The 21,347-nt window shown below is 56.4% G+C and carries 21 protein-coding genes; 5 read left to right on the top strand and 16 right to left on the bottom strand.

The genetic code is table 11. From position 1 onward, the window contains the following. Window positions 1-78: 78 nt before the first annotated feature. Window positions 79-690 (bottom strand): flavin prenyltransferase UbiX, encoded by a 612-nt coding sequence (locus Q9245_RS11175; protein ID WP_305897265.1) that lies wholly within the window; start codon window positions 688-690, stop codon window positions 79-81. Further along, a complete protein-coding gene (gene mpl, locus Q9245_RS11170) occupies window positions 683-2,077 on the bottom strand; it encodes a UDP-N-acetylmuramate:L-alanyl-gamma-D-glutamyl-meso-diaminopimelate ligase (protein WP_305897264.1) in 1,395 nt (464 codons plus the stop codon). The genes Q9245_RS11175 and mpl overlap by 8 nt, the downstream gene beginning before the upstream one ends. Before the next feature lie 144 nt (window positions 2,078-2,221). Here mpl and Q9245_RS11165 point away from each other — a divergent pair, with 144 nt between their 5' ends. Then, window positions 2,222-3,484, top strand: coding sequence for a 6-phosphofructokinase (locus tag Q9245_RS11165; protein ID WP_305897263.1), 1,263 nt, complete (start codon window positions 2,222-2,224; stop codon window positions 3,482-3,484). Between the two features lie 84 nt (window positions 3,485-3,568). Here Q9245_RS11165 and Q9245_RS11160 read toward each other — a convergent pair whose 3' ends face one another. Next, on the bottom strand, window positions 3,569-3,817 hold the full coding sequence (locus Q9245_RS11160) for a GrxA family glutaredoxin (protein WP_305897262.1): 249 nt from the start codon (window positions 3,815-3,817) through the stop codon (window positions 3,569-3,571). 148 nt (window positions 3,818-3,965) lie between these two features. Beyond that, the gene (locus tag Q9245_RS11155) at window positions 3,966-6,092 is read right to left on the bottom strand and encodes a methyl-accepting chemotaxis protein (RefSeq protein ID WP_305897261.1); all 2,127 of its coding nucleotides are present in this window, start codon (window positions 6,090-6,092) and stop codon (window positions 3,966-3,968) included. Between the two features lie 57 nt (window positions 6,093-6,149). Here Q9245_RS11155 and Q9245_RS11150 point away from each other — a divergent pair, with 57 nt between their 5' ends. Next, window positions 6,150-6,575 carry a YqaA family protein gene (locus Q9245_RS11150; RefSeq protein WP_305897260.1) on the top strand — a complete coding sequence of 142 codons (426 nt, stop codon included), beginning with the start codon at window positions 6,150-6,152 and terminating at the stop codon, window positions 6,573-6,575. A gap of 2 nt (window positions 6,576-6,577) precedes the next feature. On the opposite strand, the gene Q9245_RS11145 is transcribed toward Q9245_RS11150, so the two are convergent. From Q9245_RS11145 to Q9245_RS11095, 11 genes are all read right to left on the bottom strand, one after another. After that, window positions 6,578-7,975 carry an AarF/ABC1/UbiB kinase family protein gene (locus tag Q9245_RS11145; protein WP_305897259.1) on the bottom strand — a complete coding sequence of 466 codons (1,398 nt, stop codon included), beginning with the start codon at window positions 7,973-7,975 and terminating at the stop codon, window positions 6,578-6,580. Window positions 7,976-8,124: 149 nt separating this feature from the next. Next, window positions 8,125-8,760: a lipoyl(octanoyl) transferase LipB gene (lipB, locus tag Q9245_RS11140; protein ID WP_305897258.1), complete on the bottom strand. Its 636-nt coding sequence runs from the start codon at window positions 8,758-8,760 to the stop codon at window positions 8,125-8,127. Further along, window positions 8,760-9,029, bottom strand: a complete 270-nt coding sequence (locus Q9245_RS11135) for a YbeD family protein (RefSeq protein WP_133006369.1) — start codon at window positions 9,027-9,029, stop codon at window positions 8,760-8,762. The genes lipB and Q9245_RS11135 overlap by 1 nt, the downstream gene beginning before the upstream one ends. Before the next feature lie 44 nt (window positions 9,030-9,073). Beyond that, on the bottom strand, window positions 9,074-10,237 hold the full coding sequence (locus tag Q9245_RS11130; protein ID WP_305897257.1) for a D-alanyl-D-alanine carboxypeptidase family protein: 1,164 nt from the start codon (window positions 10,235-10,237) through the stop codon (window positions 9,074-9,076). A 57-nt stretch (window positions 10,238-10,294) separates the two neighbouring features. Then, complete coding sequence (locus Q9245_RS11125) at window positions 10,295-11,197, bottom strand: septal ring lytic transglycosylase RlpA family protein (RefSeq protein WP_305897256.1); 903 nt, start codon at window positions 11,195-11,197, stop codon at window positions 10,295-10,297. A 109-nt stretch (window positions 11,198-11,306) separates the two neighbouring features. Next, window positions 11,307-12,452 (bottom strand): rod shape-determining protein RodA, encoded by a 1,146-nt coding sequence (rodA, locus tag Q9245_RS11120; protein WP_305897255.1) that lies wholly within the window; start codon window positions 12,450-12,452, stop codon window positions 11,307-11,309. Continuing rightward, window positions 12,452-14,350 (bottom strand): penicillin-binding protein 2, encoded by a 1,899-nt coding sequence (gene mrdA, locus Q9245_RS11115; RefSeq protein ID WP_305897254.1) that lies wholly within the window; start codon window positions 14,348-14,350, stop codon window positions 12,452-12,454. The genes rodA and mrdA overlap by 1 nt, the downstream gene beginning before the upstream one ends. A gap of 8 nt (window positions 14,351-14,358) precedes the next feature. Beyond that, window positions 14,359-14,829, bottom strand: a complete 471-nt coding sequence (rlmH, locus tag Q9245_RS11110; RefSeq protein WP_305897253.1) for a 23S rRNA (pseudouridine(1915)-N(3))-methyltransferase RlmH — start codon at window positions 14,827-14,829, stop codon at window positions 14,359-14,361. A 2-nt stretch (window positions 14,830-14,831) separates the two neighbouring features. Further along, entirely contained in the window at window positions 14,832-15,182 is a 351-nt protein-coding gene (gene rsfS, locus Q9245_RS11105) for a ribosome silencing factor (RefSeq protein ID WP_199007639.1), read from the bottom strand. A gap of 79 nt (window positions 15,183-15,261) precedes the next feature. Further along, window positions 15,262-15,903 (bottom strand): nicotinate-nucleotide adenylyltransferase, encoded by a 642-nt coding sequence (gene nadD / locus Q9245_RS11100; protein WP_305897252.1) that lies wholly within the window; start codon window positions 15,901-15,903, stop codon window positions 15,262-15,264. A 3-nt stretch (window positions 15,904-15,906) separates the two neighbouring features. Then, complete coding sequence (locus tag Q9245_RS11095; protein WP_305897251.1) at window positions 15,907-17,163, bottom strand: glutamate-5-semialdehyde dehydrogenase; 1,257 nt, start codon at window positions 17,161-17,163, stop codon at window positions 15,907-15,909. A gap of 143 nt (window positions 17,164-17,306) precedes the next feature. On the opposite strand from Q9245_RS11095, the gene Q9245_RS11090 reads away from it, so the two are divergent. The 3 genes from Q9245_RS11090 to Q9245_RS11080 are packed head-to-tail and all read left to right on the top strand — an operon-like array spanning window position 17,307 to window position 20,766. Continuing rightward, on the top strand, window positions 17,307-18,323 hold the full coding sequence (locus tag Q9245_RS11090; protein WP_305897250.1) for a GGDEF domain-containing protein: 1,017 nt from the start codon (window positions 17,307-17,309) through the stop codon (window positions 18,321-18,323). Beyond that, the gene (locus Q9245_RS11085; protein ID WP_305897249.1) at window positions 18,320-19,318 is read left to right on the top strand and encodes a GGDEF domain-containing protein; all 999 of its coding nucleotides are present in this window, start codon (window positions 18,320-18,322) and stop codon (window positions 19,316-19,318) included. Before Q9245_RS11090 ends, Q9245_RS11085 begins: the two co-directional genes overlap by 4 nt. After that, window positions 19,315-20,766: a bifunctional DedA family/phosphatase PAP2 family protein gene (locus Q9245_RS11080; RefSeq protein ID WP_305897248.1), complete on the top strand. Its 1,452-nt coding sequence runs from the start codon at window positions 19,315-19,317 to the stop codon at window positions 20,764-20,766. The genes Q9245_RS11085 and Q9245_RS11080 overlap by 4 nt, the downstream gene beginning before the upstream one ends. On the opposite strand, the gene Q9245_RS11075 is transcribed toward Q9245_RS11080, so the two are convergent. After that, window positions 20,763-21,344, bottom strand: a complete 582-nt coding sequence (locus Q9245_RS11075; protein ID WP_305897247.1) for an LON peptidase substrate-binding domain-containing protein — start codon at window positions 21,342-21,344, stop codon at window positions 20,763-20,765. The two genes, Q9245_RS11080 and Q9245_RS11075, sit on opposite strands and share 4 nt — an antisense overlap. Window positions 21,345-21,347 lie beyond the last annotated feature (3 nt).

The following is a 21,347-nucleotide window of genomic DNA, read 5'->3' as shown; positions in this document are numbered from 1 at the left end:
GGGAGGCGCGCACTCAATGATGAAAACCATCAATCGCTTTGACCAAAACCAACGCAAGCAATGCTCGGTTGCCTTTTCTCATTCGCCCCAGCGTGGCACCAACGTTTGCGAGAAGCCCAAATGGTCCAGCATCCGCGCCACCATGAAGTCCACCAGATCATCAATCGACTGAGGCTTATGATAAAAACCCGGGCTTGCCGGCATGATGACGGCTCCCATGCGAGTGAGCCTGAGCATGTTTTCGAGGTGCACTTCTGAATAGGGGGATTCGCGCAGCACCAGAATCAGCTTCCGCCGCTCTTTCAAGGCCACGTCACCGGCCCGCTCAATGAGATTGTTGCTGGCACCGGTGGCTAGCGCCGAAAGCGTGCCCGTGCTGCACGGGCAGATGACCAACGGAGCTTTTTCGCCCGAGCCAGAGGCCGGGGGCGAGAACCAGTCTTCACGGCCGAACACCTGAATCTGCTTTTCTTCGGCCCCGGAATAGGCGGTGAACGCTTCGGCCATGGCGGGCGGAGAGCCCGGCAGGCGGAAGTCTGTTTCCGTAGCGATCACCACTTGCGCGGCCCGGCTGACCATCACGTTCACCCGACATCCCTGACCGACCAGACACTGCATCAGACGCAACGCGTACTGGGCACCAGAGGCACCCGTGATAGCAAGATTAACGACCTGCGGAGCCTCAGCCACGAACTTTCTCCAATTCCGCCACCAGTTTGCGGTGAATCCCACCAAAACCGCCATTACTCATAATGACAATGTGGCAGGTTTCCGGCAGTTGTTCCAATGCGCGGGCGATCAGCGCCGCCACGGAATTTTCAACGCTGTGATGGTCCAGTTGGCCGTGTTCTGCCCGCCAGCTTTCCACCAGCTCCGGCAACCAATCCATGTCGCTCAGATTTCCCCACAACACACGGTCAGCAGCGGCCGCGCTGGGGATCAGGGTTTGCTGATGCACACCTTGCTTCATGGTGTTCGAGCGCGGTTCGATAATCGCCAGAATGGGTTCGTCGCCTACCTGATTCCGCAGACCTTCCAGGGTCAGGGCAATGGCAGTGGGATGATGGGCAAAGTCATCATATACGGTCACGCCACCAACCTCCCCTACTCGTTCCATGCGGCGTTTTACGCCGGAGAACCGGCACAAGGCGGCCACCGCATGATCAGGCGTCACACCCACATGGCGCGCAGCCGCAATGGCCGAGAGTGCGTTGCGCACGTTGTGTTGTCCGGTCAGCGCCCACTTCAGAACCGCCACCGGCTGTTCGTGGTGAATCACCATAAACTGACTGCCGTCTTCTCGAAGCAGCTCTGCACGCCAATCGGTCGTACGGGATATTTCGCTGCCAATAGCGGTGTCCTGAACGGGGCTCCAACACCCCATATCCAACGCGTTATCTAAATGCTTATCCAACGCGGGGCGAATGATCAGCCCTTGCGACGGCACCGTGCGCACCACATGGTGAAACTGGCGCTCTATGGCTTCAACGCTGTCGAAAATATCGGCGTGATCGTATTCCAGATTGTTCAGAATCAAGGTATTAGGGCGGTAGTGAATAAACTTGGAGCGTTTGTCGAAAAACGCACTGTCGTATTCATCGGCTTCAATCACAAAGAAATCACTGGTGCCCAGCCGTGCAGACACCGGAAAATCCTGTGGCACGCCACCGACCAGATAACCGGCATCAAACCCAGCCTGATCCAGAATCCATAACAGCATGGAGGTGGTGGTGGTTTTGCCATGAGTCCCGGCCACCGCCATCACCCAGCGGTGCCTCAGTACTTCCCGAGACAACCATTCCGGGCCAGACATGTAATCAATACCGCGATTTAGCACCGCTTCAACTTCAACATTGCCCCGCGACATGGCATTGCCGATCAACACCAAATCAGGCTTCGGCTCCAGGTTTTCCACCCGGTAGCCTTCCATCAGCGTTATACCTTGGGCCTCAAGCTGGGTGCTCATGGGGGGATAAACACCTTGGTCAGAACCGGTCACCGTATGGCCCAGTTCCCGCGCGATCACGGCCAGACTGCCCATGAACGTGCCACAGATGCCCAAAATATGTATATGCATTAGGGTATTGCCTCCGATTTGAATCCTGCCAAGCCTCTACCATACTTTCTGCGGGGTCAAGAGTCGGCATCCCCTCATGAAAAACGGCCGTGTTTGGCGTATCATTCGCGCCAACTTTGAACCAGCAGGAGGCTTGAGCCCGCGATGGCGATCAAGAACGCATTTTATGCCCAATCTGGCGGAGTAACCGCCGTTATCAATGCCAGTGCATGCGGCGTTATCCAAACCGCACGCAAATACCCGGATCTGATCGGCAAAGTCTACGCCGGCCGCAACGGTATCATCGGTGCACTGACCGAAGAACTGATCGATACCAGCCTGGAATCGGATGAAGACATCCAGGCCCTGATCCACACCCCGGGCGGTGCGTTCGGCTCTTGCCGCTACAAGTTGAAAAACTTTTCTGAAAACCAGCGTGAATACGAGCGCCTGATCGAAGTATTTCGTGCCCACAACATCGGCTACTTCTTCTATAACGGTGGCGGTGACTCCCAGGACACCGCTTACAAAGTCTCTCAGCTGGCCGACAAAATGGGCTACCCGATTACCTGCATCGGTGTGCCCAAGACCGTCGATAACGACCTGCCGTTCACCGATTGCTGCCCCGGCTTCGGCTCTGTCGGCAAATACATTGCCACCTCTACGCTGGAAGCCAGCCTGGACATCAAGTCCATGTGTGAAACCTCCACCAAGGTGTTCATTCTGGAAGTCATGGGCCGTCACGCTGGCTGGATCGCCGCGGCCGGTGGTTTGGCGGGTCAGGAAGAAGGCGAGCCGCCTCACATTATCCTGTTCCCGGAAATCCCGTTCGACCGTGAAAAATTCCTGGCGCGTGTGGATCAGTGCGTGAAAGACTACGGTTACTGCGTGGTCGTAGCCTCTGAAGGTGCCCAGTACGACGATGGCCGTTTTGTTGCCGATGCCGGCGCCAAAGATGCCTTTGGCCACACCCAGCTGGGCGGTGTCGCTCCGGCTCTGGCGAACATGGTCCGACAAGCACTGGGGCACAAGTACCACTGGGCGGTTGCTGACTACCTGCAGCGTTCAGCCCGCCACATTGCTTCGGCCACTGACGTAGAACAGGCTTACGCGGTTGGTGAAGCGGCTGTGGAAATGGCACTGGCAGGCAAGCAGGCGCTGATGCCGACCATCGTGCGTGACCAAGCCAAGCCTTACCGCTGGTCCATCGGTGAAGCCAATTTGAGCGAAGTGGCGAACCAGGAAAAGAAAATGCCCATCCACTACATTACGGATGACGGCTTCGGCATTACCCAGGAATGCCGCGACTACCTGCAGCCACTGATCGAAGGGGAAAACTTCCCGCCCTTTAAAAATGGCCTGCCGAAGGTTGCCAAGCTGAAGAACCAGCTGGTTGAGAAAAAGCTGAAGACAGAATTCAAAATCTGATCAGTAACCCTGAACGCAAAAAGCCCGGCTACTGAAAAGTAACCGGGCTTTTTTTGTGACGCTTTGCAGACGCGTCAACGGGCTTTATTCGTAGGCGACGTGCCGACGCACATAGGCAAAAAACTCATCACAGCCGCCCACATACTCAGAACCCACCAGAATCTGGGGTACCGTGTGAACCGGCTGGCCAATCCGCTCTGCCACATCCTGCTTGCTCAAACCCTGCTCGACCATATCAATCCAGGTGTAAGGCATGTTCTGGGACTCGCACAGGGCTTTGGCTCGCAAACAAAAACCACAGCTCGAGCGCCCGTAAATTGTGACCTGTTCCATAACAACCTCCTGCGACAAGGGCTAACCCTTGTGGTGAATAAGACGGTAAATCTATTTGGCACGAATGATGCCACGCACAACAAAAATTAAAAATTGATCCTGCGCATAATGCTCATAGTAAGTACCGATACTTAGCAGGTGGTCAACCTCAGGTTTTCAGGCGTTTCAACTCTCCATCCAGAACCTCGACTTGTGCGTCGAGTGCTTCGCCACTTTGACGAACCCGCTGCGCCAGTTCTCGCAGGTCAGTGGCCGCATCACCGATTTGAGTCAGATTGCGATTAATCTCCTCACTCACCGAGCTTTGTTCTTCGGCGGCGGTAGCCACCTGAGTAACGTGCTCAACAATCACGCCGATTCGATCAACAACCGTGGCCAGCGAATGAGCCGCTTCTCGAGTGCCATCCACAGCGCCGGAGGCACGGCCCACACCGTGCTGAATCACCGATACGGCACCACTGACATCGCCTTTCAAGGCGTCGATCATATCGCTGATTTCATCGGTGGATTCACGTGTTTTCGAGGCCAGGCTGCGAACTTCGTCCGCCACTACTGCAAACCCACGGCCCTGTTCGCCCGCCCGGGCCGCCTCGATGGCCGCGTTCAAAGCCAGCAAGTTAGTCTGTTCTGCAATGCCACGAATCACCTCGATAATCCGGTTTATCTCTTCGCTACGCTGCTCCACATGCCCTATCGCCGAGCTTGCTTCCCCCATATCGTTGGCCAGCGCATCCACCTCTTTAACCGCTGCACCCAGAGTGTCCCGGGTGAACTGGATGCCGTCGCGGGCCGCACGGGCATTATCCGCCGCCTCGCCCGCGAAACCGGCCACTTCGCCTGCCGCTACGGACATTTCATTCATCGCGGTGACGACACTGTCGATATCACCGTGTTGCTGCCCGGTCTGATCATCAATATCTCGACTCACCGCCCCCATATCGGTGGCCTGAGCGCGCACTTTGACATTGACCTCTTTCAGATCACTGATCATGTCTCGGAGACGGGCAAGGAATTGATTGAACCCGCCCGCGAGAGCGATCAGTTCCGCATGGGTATCAATATGGAGCTCTCGAGTAAGATCACCTTCCGAACTCGCCAGATTCTGCATCCGGTCCCGGATTTCGTTCAGCGGCCGGGTAACCGACCGCATCAGCAGCACCAACAGCGCTATCGCGGCCAACACTACCATCGTTGCCGCCAACGCCTGCCGTTTCGTGGTGTTTGCCACCTCTGATGACAACAAATCGGTAAGATCACTCACGCTGGCAAGGGCTACCTCTCTCGGCAACTCGATCAGCAACGACCATTCGCTACCTGACAAGGTGACTTTCACCGGGTGCGCGACCGCAAGCGTGTGTCCGTCATCAAAACCACCCTTCTGCCGGTGCAGTTTGCTGAAGTCCGGCGCCAGTTCGGGCAAGGCCTCCTGCAACGGTCGCCCCAGGTATTGCTGGTAATGACTGGAGGCGGCAATCAGGCCTCGCTCACTCAATAACGTGACTCTCGATGCCCCTCCAAACAGGTCCTGACTCACCGTTTTGACCATAGTCTGCAGAGTGGCGAGATTAATATCGATGCCCACCACGCCGGCAAATTGCCCCTCATTCAACACCGGCACAATGAGGCTGGTCATCAACTCCGAATACCCGTCCTCGATTTCGTATTCGTAGGGTTCCAGCAGACACGGCTGCAGAGAATCCATCGCGCACAGATACCACTCCGCCTCGCGATCACCAAACTCGTTGCGGGTACTCAGATACTTCTCAGCCGGGTCTTCCGTGCGGCTGAATTCAATCTCGCCCTGCGGGTTCCGGAAATAGTAGATATCCAGGGTACCGGCATCGCTGCTGTGTTCTGCGGCTCCGTCTTTGAAAAATTCATCCAGCCCGTCGTAAGCATCGGGCTCGAATTGCGCATAAATTGCACTCAGATGGGGCTGTTCTGACAACACGGCGCCCACCGTATCCTGCAGCGCCCATCGGCTCATGCGTCCGAACTTGTCATTCTCGATATTTTGGCGGATCAGCACCTGCAGCATTTCCGGTATCTGGTAGGCTGCTTCAAATTTACCCGCCACCCGCTCAGCGTATTGGCCAGCGGTTGCGCCGAGTTGCTCCATCACAATACTCTGCACCGTATCGCGGGTATCACCGGACATTTGCTGCTTCATGTCAGCCAACGACCATTGCGCCGTCAAAACAATGCTGAAACTGAGCAGCAGTAACAGTGTGATCACCAGGCCATATAGCTTAAAGCGGAGCGAAAGGTGTTTCATAGGAACCAAAACCTATTAAAGTAAGCAGTCAAACACATAGTAGAGCATGGAGCGCCCATGGCGTACCTTACCCTGTTTCTGACCTCATTTGCGGCTGCCACACTGCTGCCTGCCTATTCCGAGATAATGCTGGGCACGTTGGCAAACCAGGGGCTGCCGCTGTTCTGGCTTTGGCTGTCAGCCACCCTTGGCAACACACTGGGCTCTGTTGTTAATGGACTTATCGGCCGGCAAGTGGATCGCTTTAAAGACAAACGTTGGTTTCCAGTCAGCGAGATGCAATTACACAAAGCCCGGAACCGCTTTAACCGTTACGGGCAATGGTCACTGTTACTTGGCTGGTTGCCGCTAGGCGGGGATGCCTTGACACTCATTGGGGGTGTAATGCGAGTGCCCTGGCTGAACTTTATTGTCCTGGTGGGAATCGGCAAAGGCCTTCGCTACGCCCTTGTGATTTGGGCGGTTCAGAAAGCCTTCAGCTAGCGTTATTCGGGATATAGGTAGCGGCGCAGGATGTCTTCCCCGTTAAATTCCGAATACAGTACGGCGATGAAGGTGTAGACACCAATCAGCTTTCGATTCAGGAACACAAACTCTTTGGGTGGCACCCGGAAGTACCGGCTGATGGCCGAACGGGCAGCCTGCTTGGCAACCCGGGACGGCAAATCACTTTGCTTCCAGCGGTATTCACCCTGACTGTTCACCGCATAGTCCGGCCACTCAGATCGATCCCTGGCCAACGGTTCCAGAACCGACATACACACAGAGCCAAACTTTTCCAACACCGCCTCGGGCCAGTCCCGGCTCATGAAATTCAGCGTGACACCGCCATCGATCACAGCGCCGAGATCTCCCTCGTACGAGGCTTTGATCATCTGTATTACTGGCGTGAGGAATTCATCGGTATAGCTTTGCACTGCACCGAAATCGAGCAACACGATCTTGTCCTGCCCACTGTCTTCGCCCGACTCGTTTGCAATTCGAATTCGGTAATTGCCAAAGTTCGGGTCGGTCTGGATTTCCCCCCAATCAAACAGCTCTCTGAAGAACAACTCCAGAGCCGCTTTGCCCAGTTCGCTGCGCCGCGCCTGAGGCAAGGCGGCGACTTCCGGTGAGCTCACAGAATGGCCGTGTTCGTAGGTGGATGCGATGATGTGATCGGTCGAATATTCCTGCAGCACGCGGGGCACAACGAACCGTGGATCGCCGCTGAGCATGGTGCGGAATTTTTCAGTGGTGCGGGCCTCCAGTCGATAATCCACTTCACGGTGCATCATCTCCCGGACTTCTTCCAGCCAATCGTTGAACTCTGGCCCAAAGCTGACCAGCCGGGCGACTTTCAACAACTGGGCTACGGCGTTCAAATCGCTGTCTACCGCATCCGCAACCCCCGGGTACTGAACTTTCAACACCAGCTCCAGCCCGTCGCTTTTTCGAACCGCGCGGTGTACCTGCCCCAAAGACGCTGCGCCTATAGGTTCGGGAGCCACCTCCAGTTCCGCCAGCCGATCAGCACCCATTTCTTCTTTGAGCACCCGCTCGATGGCCGGCCACTCCAGCGAGGTGGTTTGGTCTTCCAGTGTGTGCAGAGCTTCGGTGACTTCGTCCGGTAGAAAATGTTCACCGTATAACGCCATGACCTGGCCAATCTTCACCACACTGCCTTTGAGCCGGCCCAGCTCGTCCACCAGAAACCTGGACTGGTTCGAAAGCATGGCACGATGCCGTTGTTCACGGGTTTCTTTGTCGCTAAACCAATTCGTAGCCATGTGGGATGCCATCCGGGTCCCGGCGAACAACCCCGCCTTGGTCAGAGACAGTCGACGCTCAAAGCTGCCAGTCTTGATGCGAGAAACAGATTTTGCGGGCTTTCTGGTAGACATGAAGGACCTGTCTTAATGTGAGGTGTTCGAAATGTGGTCAGTAAAGTTACCGCCCAACAACTCTCACGCTACATTATATCGACACTGCGCGCAGACAGCTTATCCCGTCCGCCCCACAGGGATTGCTATACGGGCCAATGCGTGCTGCCTCACCAGCCCTGCTTGAACTCGACGTCCCCGCCTAATCCGGCAACCAGCTCTTGCACCAGATGCTGTTCAACATCGTAGACCGACACACCCGGCACGAAATTACTGACCTGAGACATCGACATCCCTGCATAGCCACACGGATTGATGCGAGAGAATGGCTCCATATCCATGTTTACATTCAACGCCAGCCCGTGAAACGAGCAGCCCTTTCGGACCCTCAACCCCAGAGAGGCGATCTTTGCGCCGTTGACATAGACACCCGGCGCATCGGATCGGGGCGCCGCTTCAATACCGTAATCCGCCAACGCACGCACAATGGCTTGTTCGATCTCATCAACAAGAGAACGGACACCCAGCTTGCGCCGAGTGAGATCAATAAGCAGGTAAACAACCAACTGTCCGGGACCGTGGTAGGTAACTTGCCCGCCCCGGTCCACCTGGATTACCGGAATATCCCCCGGCAAAAGAATGTGCTCCGCCTTACCAGCCTGCCCCTGGGTAAATACTCTCGGATGCTCGAGACACCAAAGTTCATCAACCGTCGTGTGGTCGCGGTTCGCGGTGAAGGATTTCATCGCTTCCCACGTTTCCATGTACGGCTGTTGCCCAAGAGAACGGACGATAAGTTCGGTCATCACAACACCATATGAACGCGGCCGGTAGCCTTCAGTTCTTCGAACAGCGCTTTAAGCTGTGGTTCCCCGGTGGCCACGATCTTTACCCGAACCGAGCAAAACCGACCGTTCCGGCTGTCATTGACGGTTATGTCAGCCTTATCAATGCCCGGCGAATGCTTCTCGACAATGGCCGTAACCACATCGATGAAATCCGGGGCGGAGTCTCCGATCACCTTGATCACGTAATCACAGGGAAACTCAATTTTCGGTGCTTTCGGCTCAGTCATGCCCTGCCTATACTCCCACGTCGTCGCGGTTGTTCCGCGCGTTCTTAATTGAATAATTGAATGAAAAAGAGCTTGATGGAGTCCCACAGGCGTTTGAACAGGCCACCTTGCTCAATTTCAGTCAGCGCCAGAACCGGTTGCTCGACCACGGTTTCGCCATCAAGCAGTACACGTACTTGCCCCAGTTCCTGACCCATCTTAATGGGCGCTTTGATCACAGAATCAAGGTCTACCGTAGATTCCAGTTTATCGCGGGAGCCTCGTGGAATCGTGACATAAACATCTTCAGCCATACCGACAGAGACTTCATCTGCCACACCACCCCATACGTCAGCCGCCATCAACTCCTGACCGGCACGGAACAGGCGCTCTGTTTCGTAATAACGGAACCCGTAGTTCAGCATTTTCTGAACTTCCTGCGCCCGGGCTGCCGAGCTGCTGGTGCCCATCACCGAAGCAATCAAGCGGGTGTCGTTACGCTTGGCTGATGCAACGAGGCAATAGCCGGCCTCTTCGGTGTGACCGGTTTTCAGCCCATCGACGCTGTCATCACGCCACAGCAACGCGTTGCGGTTCGGCTGACGAATGTTGTTGTAGGTAAAATGCTTCTCGGCATAGATCGGGTAGTTTTCCGGGTAATCCTGAATAATGGCCCGCGCCAGCAATGCCAGATCGTAAGCGGTAGAGAAATGGTCCTGAGCGGGCAAACCCGTGGCGTTCCGGAAGTTCGTATTCTTCATGCCGAGCAATTGCGCCTGCTGGTTCATGATATCGACGAAAGCCTCTTCACTGCCGGCAATAAATTCTGCCAAAGCCACCGATGCATCGTTGCCTGACTGAATAATCACACCCTTCAGCAAATCGTGAACGGTCGCAGTTGTGCCTTCCCGAAGGAAAGTACGGGACCCTTCGGTGCGCCACGCATTCACACTGATCGGCACACTGTCCTGCATGGCAATCCGCCCCTCATCCAGCTCTCGCTCAACGATGTAGGCTGTCATCATTTTCGTCAGGCTCGCCGGCGGCAAACGTTCATTGCTGTTGTGCTCCATGATCACACGACCACTAAGAGGATCCATCAGCACCCAGGAACTACCGGCTATTTTTGGCGCCGACGGTATCAACACCGATTGCGCGGATGTCTGCGCGGAGAACACTGTCAAAGACAGAGCCAGAAGAAAGATTCGAGTAAACATTTTGAAAGCCATGGGTCGTTTCATTCGCTGTCAGAGGTTTGTCTTATGTGTGTTCTGAACTCAGACGGTTCAGTGCGTATCCGTAAGGATAATGGAATTGCCGAAACCTTTTGATTCAATCAGGCTCTGGGCATACCGGGCATCATCTTCGCTCCCAAAGGGGCCAACTTGCACTCGGTGAAAACGCCCGTTACTCGTTGAAACTTGTTGAACCCGAACCGGATCTTCAAGCTCTCTTTGCGCACGGGCGAGCATTGCGTTGGCTGGCTCCGGGCTACCAAAGGCTCCCAGTTGCACAAACAACGCCTTACGAACAGTTGCAACGGCTGACTGTTCGGGGGCGACTGTTTCCGAAGCGGGCCTGGCCATTACGGTTTCGCCATTCGGGTTATAGGGTTGCCCGGCCAAAAACATGGAGCCGTCCGGTTTAACAGTAATGGCTGCCACTTCCACGCGAGCTGTCCCACGGGACTGATACCCCAGTTTTTTGGCAGCCGCGTACGACAAGTCAATCAACCGGTCGCCATGAAAGGGGCCCCGATCATTCACCCGAACCACCACCGAACGGCCGTTATCCAGATTGGTCACTCTGGCATAGCTCGGAATGCGAAGCGATTTGTGGGCAGCCGACATGCTGTACATGTTGAAAACTTCGCCATTCGAGGTTTTATGGCCATGAAACTTTTGACCGTACCAACTGGCGGTCCCCCGCTTTACGTACCCTTCGTTGGAATCGACCACATGGTAGCTTTTACCCCAAACCTGGTAAGGCGACTTGTTGCCCGCCCGACGGGGCGCTTCATAACGCGGTTCGGCATCGGCCAGACCACTGACATCGTAATCTCCGTCAGGAGCCCGATCCTGCTTGATGGTGTATCTTGACGAATGGTCAACTTCCGGTGTGCTGGAGCAGCCGGACAAGACCACAGCCACCAACGCCACCCAAAATCCCATGTTAAAAATGTTCGCCATAGCTGCGCGCAACTCATCGTGTTGGTTTGTCAGAGCTTACTGACCTGCAATATTGTAACGGGTTCCCCCGGACCTTAACCATTACCGGCCAGCCATGATTCACCCTGCGTCAGGCCGTGATCATCCGGCGATGGGTGTGTATCGACATCAGCACACCGAACGCTGCCATCAACGTAACCCCGGACGTTCCACCATAACTGATTAGAGGCAATGGCACACCGACCACCGGCAACAACCCGCTGACCATGCCCACGTTGACGAAAATGTAGATAAAGAAGGTCATGGTCAACGCGCCCGCCAGCAAACGCGCATAAGAATCCTGAGCCGACACGGCGATGTACAGGCAGCGAACGATAATGAGGAAGTACACCGCCATCAACAACATCATGCCGACAAAACCAAATTCCTCAGCCAACACGGCAACGATAAAATCGGTGTGGCTTTCCGGCAGGAATTCCAGATGGGATTGGGTTCCCTGCAACCACCCTTTGCCATCCATGCCCCCAGATCCGATCGCGGTCTTTGACTGAATGATGTTCCAGCCCGCCCCGAGCGGGTCACTCTGGGGATCCAACAAGGTCAGTACGCGTTGTTTTTGGTAATCCCGCATGACGAAAAACCACATCAGCGGCGCGGAAACCGACACCAAACCGAAAAACGCTGCAATCAGCTTCCAGCTCATTCCGGCAAAAAACACCACGAAAATGCCTGCCATGCCCACCAATAACGAGGTTCCCAAGTCAGGTTGCTGAACAATAAGGAACATTGGCAGCAGCACGATGAACAAGCCCACGATCACACGCCCAAACGTCGGCGGCAGGAAGTAACGGGAGAGGTACCAGGCAGCCATCATTGGCACCACCAGCTTCATTAGCTCCGAGGGCTGGAACCTTGGCAGCCCCGGGATGGCCAACCAGCGCTGCGCGCCTTTTGCACCGACCCCCACCAGCAACACTGCCACCAAACCGACCAGACCAAGCACATAGAGCCAGGGCGACCAACGCCGGAACACCGCCGGGTCCAGCTGGGCAAACACCAGCATTACGCCAAACGCCACTGCGAGGCGAATCCCTTGCGCCTTCACCACTTCAATGTTTCTGTCTGCACCACTGTAGAGGACGAACAGCCCCCCACCCACAAGGATCGCCAGCAGGAAAAGCAAGATAGGATCCAGGTGCAACACGCTCCAGATGCTTCGCGACCGCCCTAAGTCAGACCCGGTCTGGGCTCCCAGCAAATCTTTTCCCAGCCCCATCAGTGCTCACTCCCTGTCTGATTCACCTGCCCTAGCATTTTTTCTGCCTCGGCCGCCGGAAATTCTTCCAGCCAGGCATCGAACAAGCCCCGCGCTACCGGGGCCGCAACGCTGCTGCCACCGCCACCGTTCTCGACAATGATGGCCACGGCAATCTTGGGATCGTCTGCCGGTGCAAACCCCACAAACAACGCATGGTCACGCAAACGCTCCCGGATTTCTTCCGCATCGTATTCTTCGTCCTGACCCAGACTGAACACCTGCGCGGTGCCGGTTTTGCCCGCCATGCGATAGTTGGCACCCCGAGCTGCCCGGCGGGCCGTGCCTTTCGCTCCATGCATGACTTCTTCCATGGTATCGACAACGTATTCCCAGTTTTCCGGATCTTTCAGCACCAGCGGGTTGTGCGTTTCCGCAGGCAAAAACTCGTCGGCGGTCCGATCACCACGAATATCCTTCAACAAACGCGGCTCAACCCACTCTCCCCGATTGGCGACCAGTGCGGTTGCCGTGGCCAGTTGCAGCGGCGTTGCCAGGAAAAACCCTTGGCCAATCCCCATGTTCACGGAATCCCCGGGGTACCAACGTTCGTTCCGCATCGCGCGTTTCCAGTCATCAGAAGGCAGCAGCCCACTCAGAGCACCGGACACGTCCAAGGTAGCGTCTTCACCAAAGCCGAACGCGGAAAGATACTTGTGCATGGTGTCGACACCCATTTCGACAGCCACATCGTAGAAATAGACATCACAAGACTGGGCCACCGAATCTTTCAGATCGACCCAGCCGTGCCCGGAACGCTTCCAGTCGCGGTACCGGCGCCCTCCCTCGCGTAGCTGATAATAGCCCGGGTCCCAGATTTTGCGGTCACGAGTGGTCACACCACTGTCCAGGGCCGCCACTGCCATCATCGGTTTGATGGTAGAGCCCGGCGGATATTGGCCACGTAATGCCCGGTTAAACAAAGGTTTGTCGATGCTTTCACTGAGCTCACGATAGTCGGCTACGCTGATGCCTGTAACAAATTTATTGGTATCGAAACCAGGCACACTTGCCAGGGCCAGAATGCCGCCAGTCGCCGGTTCAATCGCGACAATGGCGCCCCGGCGCCCTTCCAGCAATTCATGAGCTTTGCGCTGCAGGCGTAAATCCAGATGCAGTTCGAGATCTTCGCCCGGCACAGGATTTTCGCGCTCCAGAACACGTAAGATACGGCCCCGAGCGTTGGTTTCCACATGCTGGTAACCCACCCGGCCGTGCAAGACCTCTTCGTAAAAACGCTCGATTCCCGACTTGCCGATGTAGTTGGTTCCCGCATAGTTGACGGGATCAATCCTATTCAGCTCTTCACGGTTGATACGACCCACGAAGCCCAGCGCATGGGCTGTGAGGTCACTGTGGGGGTAGTAACGTACCAGCTCCGCCGACACCTCGACACCAGGGAATTCATGCCGATGCACGGCCATTTTGGCGATATCAGACTCCCCCAGATCGTAAAACAGGGGAATTTCCTGAAACGGTCGCCGCGGCTCGTTCAACCGCTTTCGGAAGCGTTTGAGGTCTTCGTCCTCAATCTCGAGAATACGGCCTAAGCGCGCCAGGGTATCGTCAATGGGCGCTGCCCGTTCGGGCACAATCGTCAAACTGAAGACGGGCCGGTTCTCCGCCATGAGCTCGCCATTGCGGTCATAGACCAAGCCACGGGGTGGCGGCACCGACTGAACCTGAACGCGGTTTTTATCCGACAAGGTGGTGTAGATGTCGTGTTCAACAACCTGCAACTGATACATGCGGGCGAGCAATCCCGTCATCAGCAGCATGACAAACAGCAACATCACTAAAGCGCGACGCTGAAATAACCGGCGCTCTGCCGCGGTGTCTTTGAATTCACCCCAAGCCATAGAAGATCCTAGGCCCGGTGATAAGGATGATTACGCGTGATCGACCAGGCGCGATACAACTGTTCTGCAAGCAGAATACGCACCAGAGGGTGAGGTAAGGTAAGCGGGGAGAGTGACCATTGTTGATCGGCACGTTGCCGGCAAGCGTCGGCTAACCCGTCGGGGCCACCCACCAGGAACGAGACATCCTGACCATCTTGCTGCCAGCGTTCCAGCTGGCTGGCAAGTTTTTCGGTTGACCACGGGCGCCCGCCCACTTCCAAAGCAACCACCCTGTCCCGCTGACCAACAGCGGAAAGGATAGAATCACTTTCGCGCTGCATAAGTCTTGGAATATCCGGGTTCTTGCCTCTGTGCGGCATGGCGATTTCAGTCAACTCGAGGGGCAGCTCCGGTGGCATCCGGCGCGCATAATCGTTATACCCCGCAGTGACCCAGTCGGGCATTTTCTGCCCCACGCAGATCAATCGCAGGCGCATGATTACTCGCTGCCTGCTGCACCAGCTTCTGGAGCATCACGCCAGAAGCGTTCCAGATCGTAGAACTCACGAGCTGCCGGCATCATCAAATGCACCACTACGTCGCCCAGATCTACAAGAATCCAGTCGCTGCCCGGTGCACCTTCTACGTTATTGGCTCGCATCCCCTGCTCTTTGGCTTCGATAACCACAGAATCGGCCAGTGATTTCACGTGCCGACTGGAGGTACCCGATGCGAGAACCATAAAATCAGTAACGCTGGTACGATCACGGACATCCACTACGCTGATGTCCTGCGCTTTAATGTCTTCCAGCGCGTTTACGACCAGATCTTTCAGTTGTTCTGCCTGCATAATTACCCTGTGTTCCGGGCGATGGCCCAGATGGCCGCCCGATTAGTGATATTCGAACGCGATTGTAGCACTAAAAGTTTCAGTCAGGGCAGGCACCGTACAGGCCTTGGTCATGAATTCTCTGCAAGACCGAATCGGGCAGCAGGTAACGCGGTGAATGTCCGCCTGAAATGCGCTGTCGAATGCCGGTCGCCGATATGTCCATCAGCGGCGCATCAAACGCCAGAATCCTACCGGCAGGGGTCTGCCAAAGGTCGCCCGGTGTTTCGGCAGGGCGCTCTCTATACAGGCTGCTGGCCACGCTTGCTTCCGGCAACGCCGACCCGGGCCGACTAACCACGACGATATGCGCCAACTCCGGTATTTCCCGCCACTCGCGCCACCGATCAAAGCCGGCGAAGGCATCGGTCCCCACGACCATCACCAACGGCCGCTTCGGGCCCAGCTCAGTCCGTAACTGTCGCAATGTATCCGCGGTATAGGAGGCCCCGGCGCGCTGAAGTTCCCGGTCATCAACGTGCAACCTCGATTCGCCTTCGACTGCCAGTCGAATCATATCGAGCCGCTGAGCCGAGGTTGCGCCGGTACTCCCTCGGTGAGGCGGAATGTGGCACGGCACCAGATCCACCCGCTCCACCTGAAGCGCGTCGGCAACTTCCAGGGCCAACCTCAGGTGCCCGTGGTGGATGGGGTCGAACGTCCCGCCGTAGATAACGTGCATCAATCAGGCCCGAATGTGGCCGTCGCCAAACACCACATACTTTTGCGACGTCAGACCATGCAACCCAACCGGACCGCGAGCATGAATCTTGTCGGTGGAAATGCCGATTTCCGCACCCAGCCCGTATTCGAAGCCGTCAGCAAACCGTGTCGAGGCGTTGACCATCACCGAACTGGAATCCACTTCGGTGAGGAAACGTCGGGCTCGAGTGTAGTTTTCGGTAACGATGCTTTCGGTATGTTGAGAGCTGTAGTGATTGATATGGTCAATGGCACCATTCAACCCCTCAACCACGCGCACCGCAAGAATCGGCGCAAGGTACTCTTCGTGCCAGTCGTCTTCACTCGCGGCAACTATGCCGGGGAGGATGCTCAGCGTTTGCTCACAACCGCGCAACTCAACACCTTTCGCTTCGAATTCGGCTGCCAGTAACGGCAGGATATCCTCAGCGATTTCCTGATCTACCAGCAAGGTTTCCATGGTATTGCAGGTGCCGTAGCGGTGAGTCTTGGCATTGACCGCAACCTTGAGCGCTTTTTCCGGGTCTGCGTGGCTGTCGATGTAAACGTGGCAGACACCATCCAAGTGTTTGATAACCGGCACTTTGGCATCTCGCGAAATGCGCTCAATCAGGCCTTTCCCGCCCCGGGGCACAATCACATCAACGTACTGCGGCATGGTGATCAACTCACCCACCGCATCCCGATCGGTGGTTTCAACCACCTGCACGGCCGCTTCCGGCAAGCCAGCCGCGGCCAGGCCCTGAGCGATACAAGCAGCTACCGCTTGGTTGGAATGGATAGCTTCAGAACCACCCCGTAGAATCGTAGCATTGCCGGATTTCAGGCACAGGCTGGCGGCTTCAACGGTCACGTTCGGACGGGATTCATAGATAATACCGATCACACCCAGAGGCACCCGCATTTTGCCGACCTGAATTCCGGACGGGCGGTAGTTCATGTCGGTAATCTCACCCACCGGGTCTGGCAAGGCCGCCACCTGCTTCAGACCTTCAATCATGGTATCGATTCGGGCCGGCGTCAGCTCGAGTCGGTCCAGCATGGCAGCATCAAGCCCGCTCGCACGTCCGTTCTCCAGATCTTTCTGGTTGGCCTGCGCAAGTTCCACCCGCGCTCGATCGAGTGCGTCTGCGGTGGCTGAAAGCGCGTGATTCCTCACTTCCGTTGTTGACCTGGCAACTTCTCGCGCGGCGGCCCGAGCCTGTTGGCCCAGCTGCGTCATATACGCTGCAACGTTCATTGATATACCTTCTTATTTGCAAGCTGAATCTAAAACCGGTGAGTTACTTTACCTTTCCCGTTTCAAGTCCGCACCCCAAACGACTATTATACCGCTGCACAGGATTCAATATTCAACGGATGTGCCGGTATAGGACTGTCACCATGCCCCAGTTGGCCGAAAAATTTCTGCCTAGCAAACTCTCAAAAATAGGCTTTATTGTTCTGGCATTGACCGCCACAGGTTTCGCTGCCTTGAGAGAACCGCTAGCGGCAGCCGCGGCGGCGTCTACGGCGGGCTTGTTTCTGACCGGTATGCACGGCAACCGTCGCAGACAATCAATGCCTTGGCCACACCTGCGCATACTGTTTTTTATCACCCTGAACATCGCCCTGTTTGCCGCACTCTGGCGTGGCCCCTGGGCACTGAGCCACTGGCTTTATGCCCTGCCCTTGATCACCTTCGGATTTGTCCCAGCCTACCTCGCAACAGCCGTTACGATCGCCGGCGTTATTTTGGTGATGTCCAGCACCCAATGGTTCATCACACTCCCCGACCGCCACCAGATGATCAGCGCCTTTGTGCTGTCGACGTTGCTCGGGGCGATCCTGATTTTTCTGCAAAAATACAAAGATCGCCAGCTCAAGCCGCTCCGGCGCACCGACCAACTGACCCAAGCCGCAAGCCGGGAGTACTTATCTGCAGATTTGCACAAAGAGATTCAGCGCAGTGAGCGAGAAGGCACTCATCTGACCGCCATGGCAATCGGACTCGACACGCACTTAAGCGACACCGCTCCCGATGCCGATATAAGCGCCATCCTGCCTCGCATTGGCCGATACCTGCATTCACAGTTACGGGATTTCGATACTTACTATCGCATGGCCGATCTGCAGTTTTTGGCAATTCTGCCGTGCACCAATACCACCGAGGCCGCAGATACGGCCGAGCGTATTCGGAACGGTCTGTGCACCCTGATGGCCTCTCACGGGCTGAAACTGACCGTCAGCGCTGGCGTTGCCGGCCTTAACATTGGCGATGATGCGGACAGCCTGCAGATCAGTGCCTCAAATGCACTCAGACGCGCCCAACAACAAGGCGGCAACCGAACACAGACCTACAGCAATCCGGTGCCCAACGATATTGCAGGGACTCACAATAGCAGAGGCGCAGCACAATGACGGAAACCCGACTGCGAACCTGGACTCACAGCGCAGCCTACGCGCTGGCGGCCGTATTTATTGGCGCACTGGCGCTTCAAAACCTGCGTTACGGCTTCTATCCACTGTTCTACCTTGCCTCGATGATGGCAACTGTGCTGTTCGTGGGCTTGATCTACACGTTGATTTCACGCCGACAGCAACTGTCAGCGCCGGGACACCTGATCATTCTCAGTCTATTGAACGCCGGGCTGGTCATCTCCAGCCTGACCCTTGAAGCACCCGGGATCAGCCACTGGGCAATGCCGCTGCTGGTTCTTAATCTGACCATCCTGCCCCTGCGCCGAGGGCTTGGTCTGTCGGCTTTACTGGTCGCAACCGTTTCCATTTCGTTGTTGTTCAGGCACCCCTTCGCTGACGCCATGATTTCCAGCTCCGGCTTGGGCCTCATGCTGGCCGTGGTCGGGCTTTACATCTGGGGTTACGACTACATGGCACAGTCTGCCCAAAATCTTTCCACCACGGACCCGATTACCGGCGCCCATAACGCTCGCTTTCTCGATGAAACTCTGCAAAAAGAAATCAGCCGGGCCATTGCCACCGGTCACCCGCTCTCCGTCGCCAGCATTGGCCTGAGCCACGCAGAGGAAATTCGGGACCTGCACGGCAAAGCCGGGCTGCAAAATTTGCTGAAGAACATGACCGAGCGCTTGTTCGAAACCATACGAGCCGGCGACACGCTGTACACCATTAATGAGTCTGAGTTTTTCCTGATCCTTCCTTTCACTCCAGAGGAAGGCGTCCGGGTGATTGCCGAGCGCATTCGCCGCAATCTCATTGAGCACGACTGGCCCGAGGTGGGCAAGATATCGGTCAGCCTTGGTTGCACCACTCGCGGCAACGGAGACACCAGCACCTATTCACTGCGCTCCCGGGCCACAAACGCCATGGAAGAAGCGAATACACGAGGTGCAAATTCAGCGTGGTTTAGCCCCGGAGAACCCGTTAAAGCATGACTGAAACCTGGCTTAACGACGCAACGGCATGGGTTGCCGCTAACCCGGGCTGGCTGGCGCTGGCACTGGCTGCAACCGCGTTTATCGAATCCCTGGCCGTGGCGGGCATCATTGTGCCCGGCGTGGCCATGCTGTTCGCGTTTGCCGCTTTGGCCGGCAAATCCGGCATGCCATTGGCCGAGGCACTGGTCTGGGCGGGTGTCGGCGCAGTAGCGGGAGACGTACTGAGCTTTGCTATCGGCAGAATGCTTCAGGGACGTTTGCACTCGGTCTGGCCGCTGAGCCGTTACCCGAAACTGCTGGCCCGCGGAGAATCTTTTTTTCATGCTCACGGCGGTAAGAGCGTCATCATCGGGCGTTTTGTGGGCCCGATCCGGCCCATCATCCCCCTGATCGCCGGGGCCTTTTATATGCCATGGCAGCGATTTCTGTTGTTCAATTTGCTGTCCGCCGTTGGCTGGGCGCTGACGTACATACTGCCTGGCTATTTGGTGGGTGCCGCACTTGCGACCGGGATCAAACCTCCGCCCCATTTCTATCTGGTGCTGGGTATCAGCGGGGCCGCCCTGCTGGCCGTATATCTTATCGCCCTTCGCATGCGGCTCGGCCTCGGCGAAGGCAGTCGTCTGTATCGCTGGCTGGAAAGGCGCATGGCGGCTTATGATGCCACGCACCGATTCTGGCGTTTATACACCAGTGCCCGCCCGGCCCAGCGCGGGGAATTCCCACTGCCGTCGCTGATGATGGCCACCACGGCCCTGGCACTATTCCTGATTCTTGCCCAGCTGGTTAGCCTCAGCAGCCACCTGTTCCTGCTCAACCAGTTGGTCAGCGACTGGTTCCAGTTGCTCCGGCAACCGCTGCTGGACCTGCCGATGATCGCTTTTACGCTCGCCGGTGACCCACCGGTTCTGATTGCAGCGGCAGTGCTGGCGACCGCGGCCCTTGCGTTCAGAGGCTACTACGCGGCCGCTATCCACATCGCCACGGCCGCTCTGCTCGCCATCGTCAGTGTGTGGCTTCTCAAAGCGGGCATCGGCGTAAGCCGACCGGACCAGGTATTCAGCCCGCCTGATTCGGGCGCATTTCCGAGCGGCCACACGGCCGGTGCGACGGTTCTGGTCACCCTGGCCGCCAGCTTTATCGCCGGGGAGAATCATCACAAGCAACGTTGGCAAAGCTATGTGCTGTTGTCGCTGCCCCTGATTCCGATCGCACTCAGCCGACTGTATCTCGGGGTGCACTGGTTCACCGACGTACTGGGGGGATTCTTTCTCGGGCTGGCGATTACCGGATTCATCAGAGCGAGTTACAGCCGCTATGATCGGGTACCGATCAAAACAGAGGCTGTTTCCTGGGTGGCACTCATCGTTTGGTTGCTGTTTGTTGTTTTTTATATCAGCGAGCAATGGGGGCTGGCGCTACAGAGTTATGCCCCGAAACTCTAACCATCGCCTTCAAGCGCTTCCAATAGCCGCTGCAACCGGTCGAGACGCTCTAACGGATCCTGCAACTCGGCCAAACGCTGCTTTTCGAGAGTATCCAGCGGCAACAGTTCCGTAAGTCGCCAGCCCACATGCCGTGCGTCGTCATAATCTACTCTCATGTCGAGATTTTTTATCGCGGGATGCCGGAACAAAGCCCTGAGCACGGAAGGCAATTCATGATAACGCTCGGGAACGTCGCTCTCGGCCTCGGACATCAAACATTCCACGTCACCCAGGTTCAGCCCGTCTTCTTGCTGCCAGCTTCGTACCACCGTCACCTTACTTTCACCTTCCACGGTGATGCCCAGCAACCCGTTGTCCAGCTGTTGAAAATCAATAATGCGTACGTAGGTTCCGATATCGTAAAAAGCGGCAGTTCTCGAGGTTTCCGGACCATTCTGCAAAAGCACAATCACGAAGCCGCGATCTTCCTTGAGACAGCGACTCAACATGTCGATATAACGCGGCTCGAACAGCTGCAATGGAATGCGCCCTTGCGGCAAGACAACAGAGTTCAGCGGAAACAGAGGCACATTCATATG

The sequence above is a fragment of the Marinobacter sp. MDS2 genome (assembly GCF_030718085.1).
Lineage (GTDB): Bacteria > Pseudomonadota > Gammaproteobacteria > Pseudomonadales > Oleiphilaceae > Marinobacter.
This window is presented reverse-complemented; position numbering and strand designations above follow the sequence as displayed.

What these genes read in the sequence shown, in the direction of transcription:
- Q9245_RS11155 (WP_305897261.1), bottom strand. Translation starts at nt 6,092, where the DNA reads ATGAAACACCTTTCGCTCCGCTTTAAGCTATATGGCCTGGTGATCACA.
- rsfS (WP_199007639.1), bottom strand. Translation starts at nt 15,182, where the DNA reads ATGCAGGCAGAACAACTGAAAGATCTGGTCGTAAACGCGCTGGAAGAC.
- rodA (WP_305897255.1), bottom strand. Translation starts at nt 12,452, where the DNA reads ATGGGGCTGGGAAAAGATTTGCTGGGAGCCCAGACCGGGTCTGACTTA.
- Q9245_RS11135 (WP_133006369.1), bottom strand. Translation starts at nt 9,029, where the DNA reads ATGACTGAGCCGAAAGCACCGAAAATTGAGTTTCCCTGTGATTACGTG.
- Q9245_RS11150 (WP_305897260.1), top strand. Translation starts at nt 6,150, where the DNA reads ATGGCGTACCTTACCCTGTTTCTGACCTCATTTGCGGCTGCCACACTG.
- mrdA (WP_305897254.1), bottom strand. Translation starts at nt 14,350, where the DNA reads ATGGCTTGGGGTGAATTCAAAGACACCGCGGCAGAGCGCCGGTTATTT.
- mpl (WP_305897264.1), bottom strand. Translation starts at nt 2,077, where the DNA reads ATGCATATACATATTTTGGGCATCTGTGGCACGTTCATGGGCAGTCTG.
- Q9245_RS11090 (WP_305897250.1), top strand. Translation starts at nt 17,307, where the DNA reads ATGCCCCAGTTGGCCGAAAAATTTCTGCCTAGCAAACTCTCAAAAATA.
- Q9245_RS11080 (WP_305897248.1), top strand. Translation starts at nt 19,315, where the DNA reads ATGACTGAAACCTGGCTTAACGACGCAACGGCATGGGTTGCCGCTAAC.
- lipB (WP_305897258.1), bottom strand. Translation starts at nt 8,760, where the DNA reads ATGACCGAACTTATCGTCCGTTCTCTTGGGCAACAGCCGTACATGGAA.
- Q9245_RS11145 (WP_305897259.1), bottom strand. Translation starts at nt 7,975, where the DNA reads ATGTCTACCAGAAAGCCCGCAAAATCTGTTTCTCGCATCAAGACTGGC.
- Q9245_RS11095 (WP_305897251.1), bottom strand. Translation starts at nt 17,163, where the DNA reads ATGAACGTTGCAGCGTATATGACGCAGCTGGGCCAACAGGCTCGGGCC.
- rlmH (WP_305897253.1), bottom strand. Translation starts at nt 14,829, where the DNA reads ATGCGCCTGCGATTGATCTGCGTGGGGCAGAAAATGCCCGACTGGGTC.
- Q9245_RS11085 (WP_305897249.1), top strand. Translation starts at nt 18,320, where the DNA reads ATGACGGAAACCCGACTGCGAACCTGGACTCACAGCGCAGCCTACGCG.
- nadD (WP_305897252.1), bottom strand. Translation starts at nt 15,903, where the DNA reads ATGCACGTTATCTACGGCGGGACGTTCGACCCCATCCACCACGGGCAC.
- Q9245_RS11165 (WP_305897263.1), top strand. Translation starts at nt 2,222, where the DNA reads ATGGCGATCAAGAACGCATTTTATGCCCAATCTGGCGGAGTAACCGCC.
- Q9245_RS11075 (WP_305897247.1), bottom strand. Translation starts at nt 21,344, where the DNA reads ATGAATGTGCCTCTGTTTCCGCTGAACTCTGTTGTCTTGCCGCAAGGG.
- Q9245_RS11160 (WP_305897262.1), bottom strand. Translation starts at nt 3,817, where the DNA reads ATGGAACAGGTCACAATTTACGGGCGCTCGAGCTGTGGTTTTTGTTTG.
- Q9245_RS11125 (WP_305897256.1), bottom strand. Translation starts at nt 11,197, where the DNA reads ATGGCGAACATTTTTAACATGGGATTTTGGGTGGCGTTGGTGGCTGTG.
- Q9245_RS11130 (WP_305897257.1), bottom strand. Translation starts at nt 10,237, where the DNA reads ATGGCTTTCAAAATGTTTACTCGAATCTTTCTTCTGGCTCTGTCTTTG.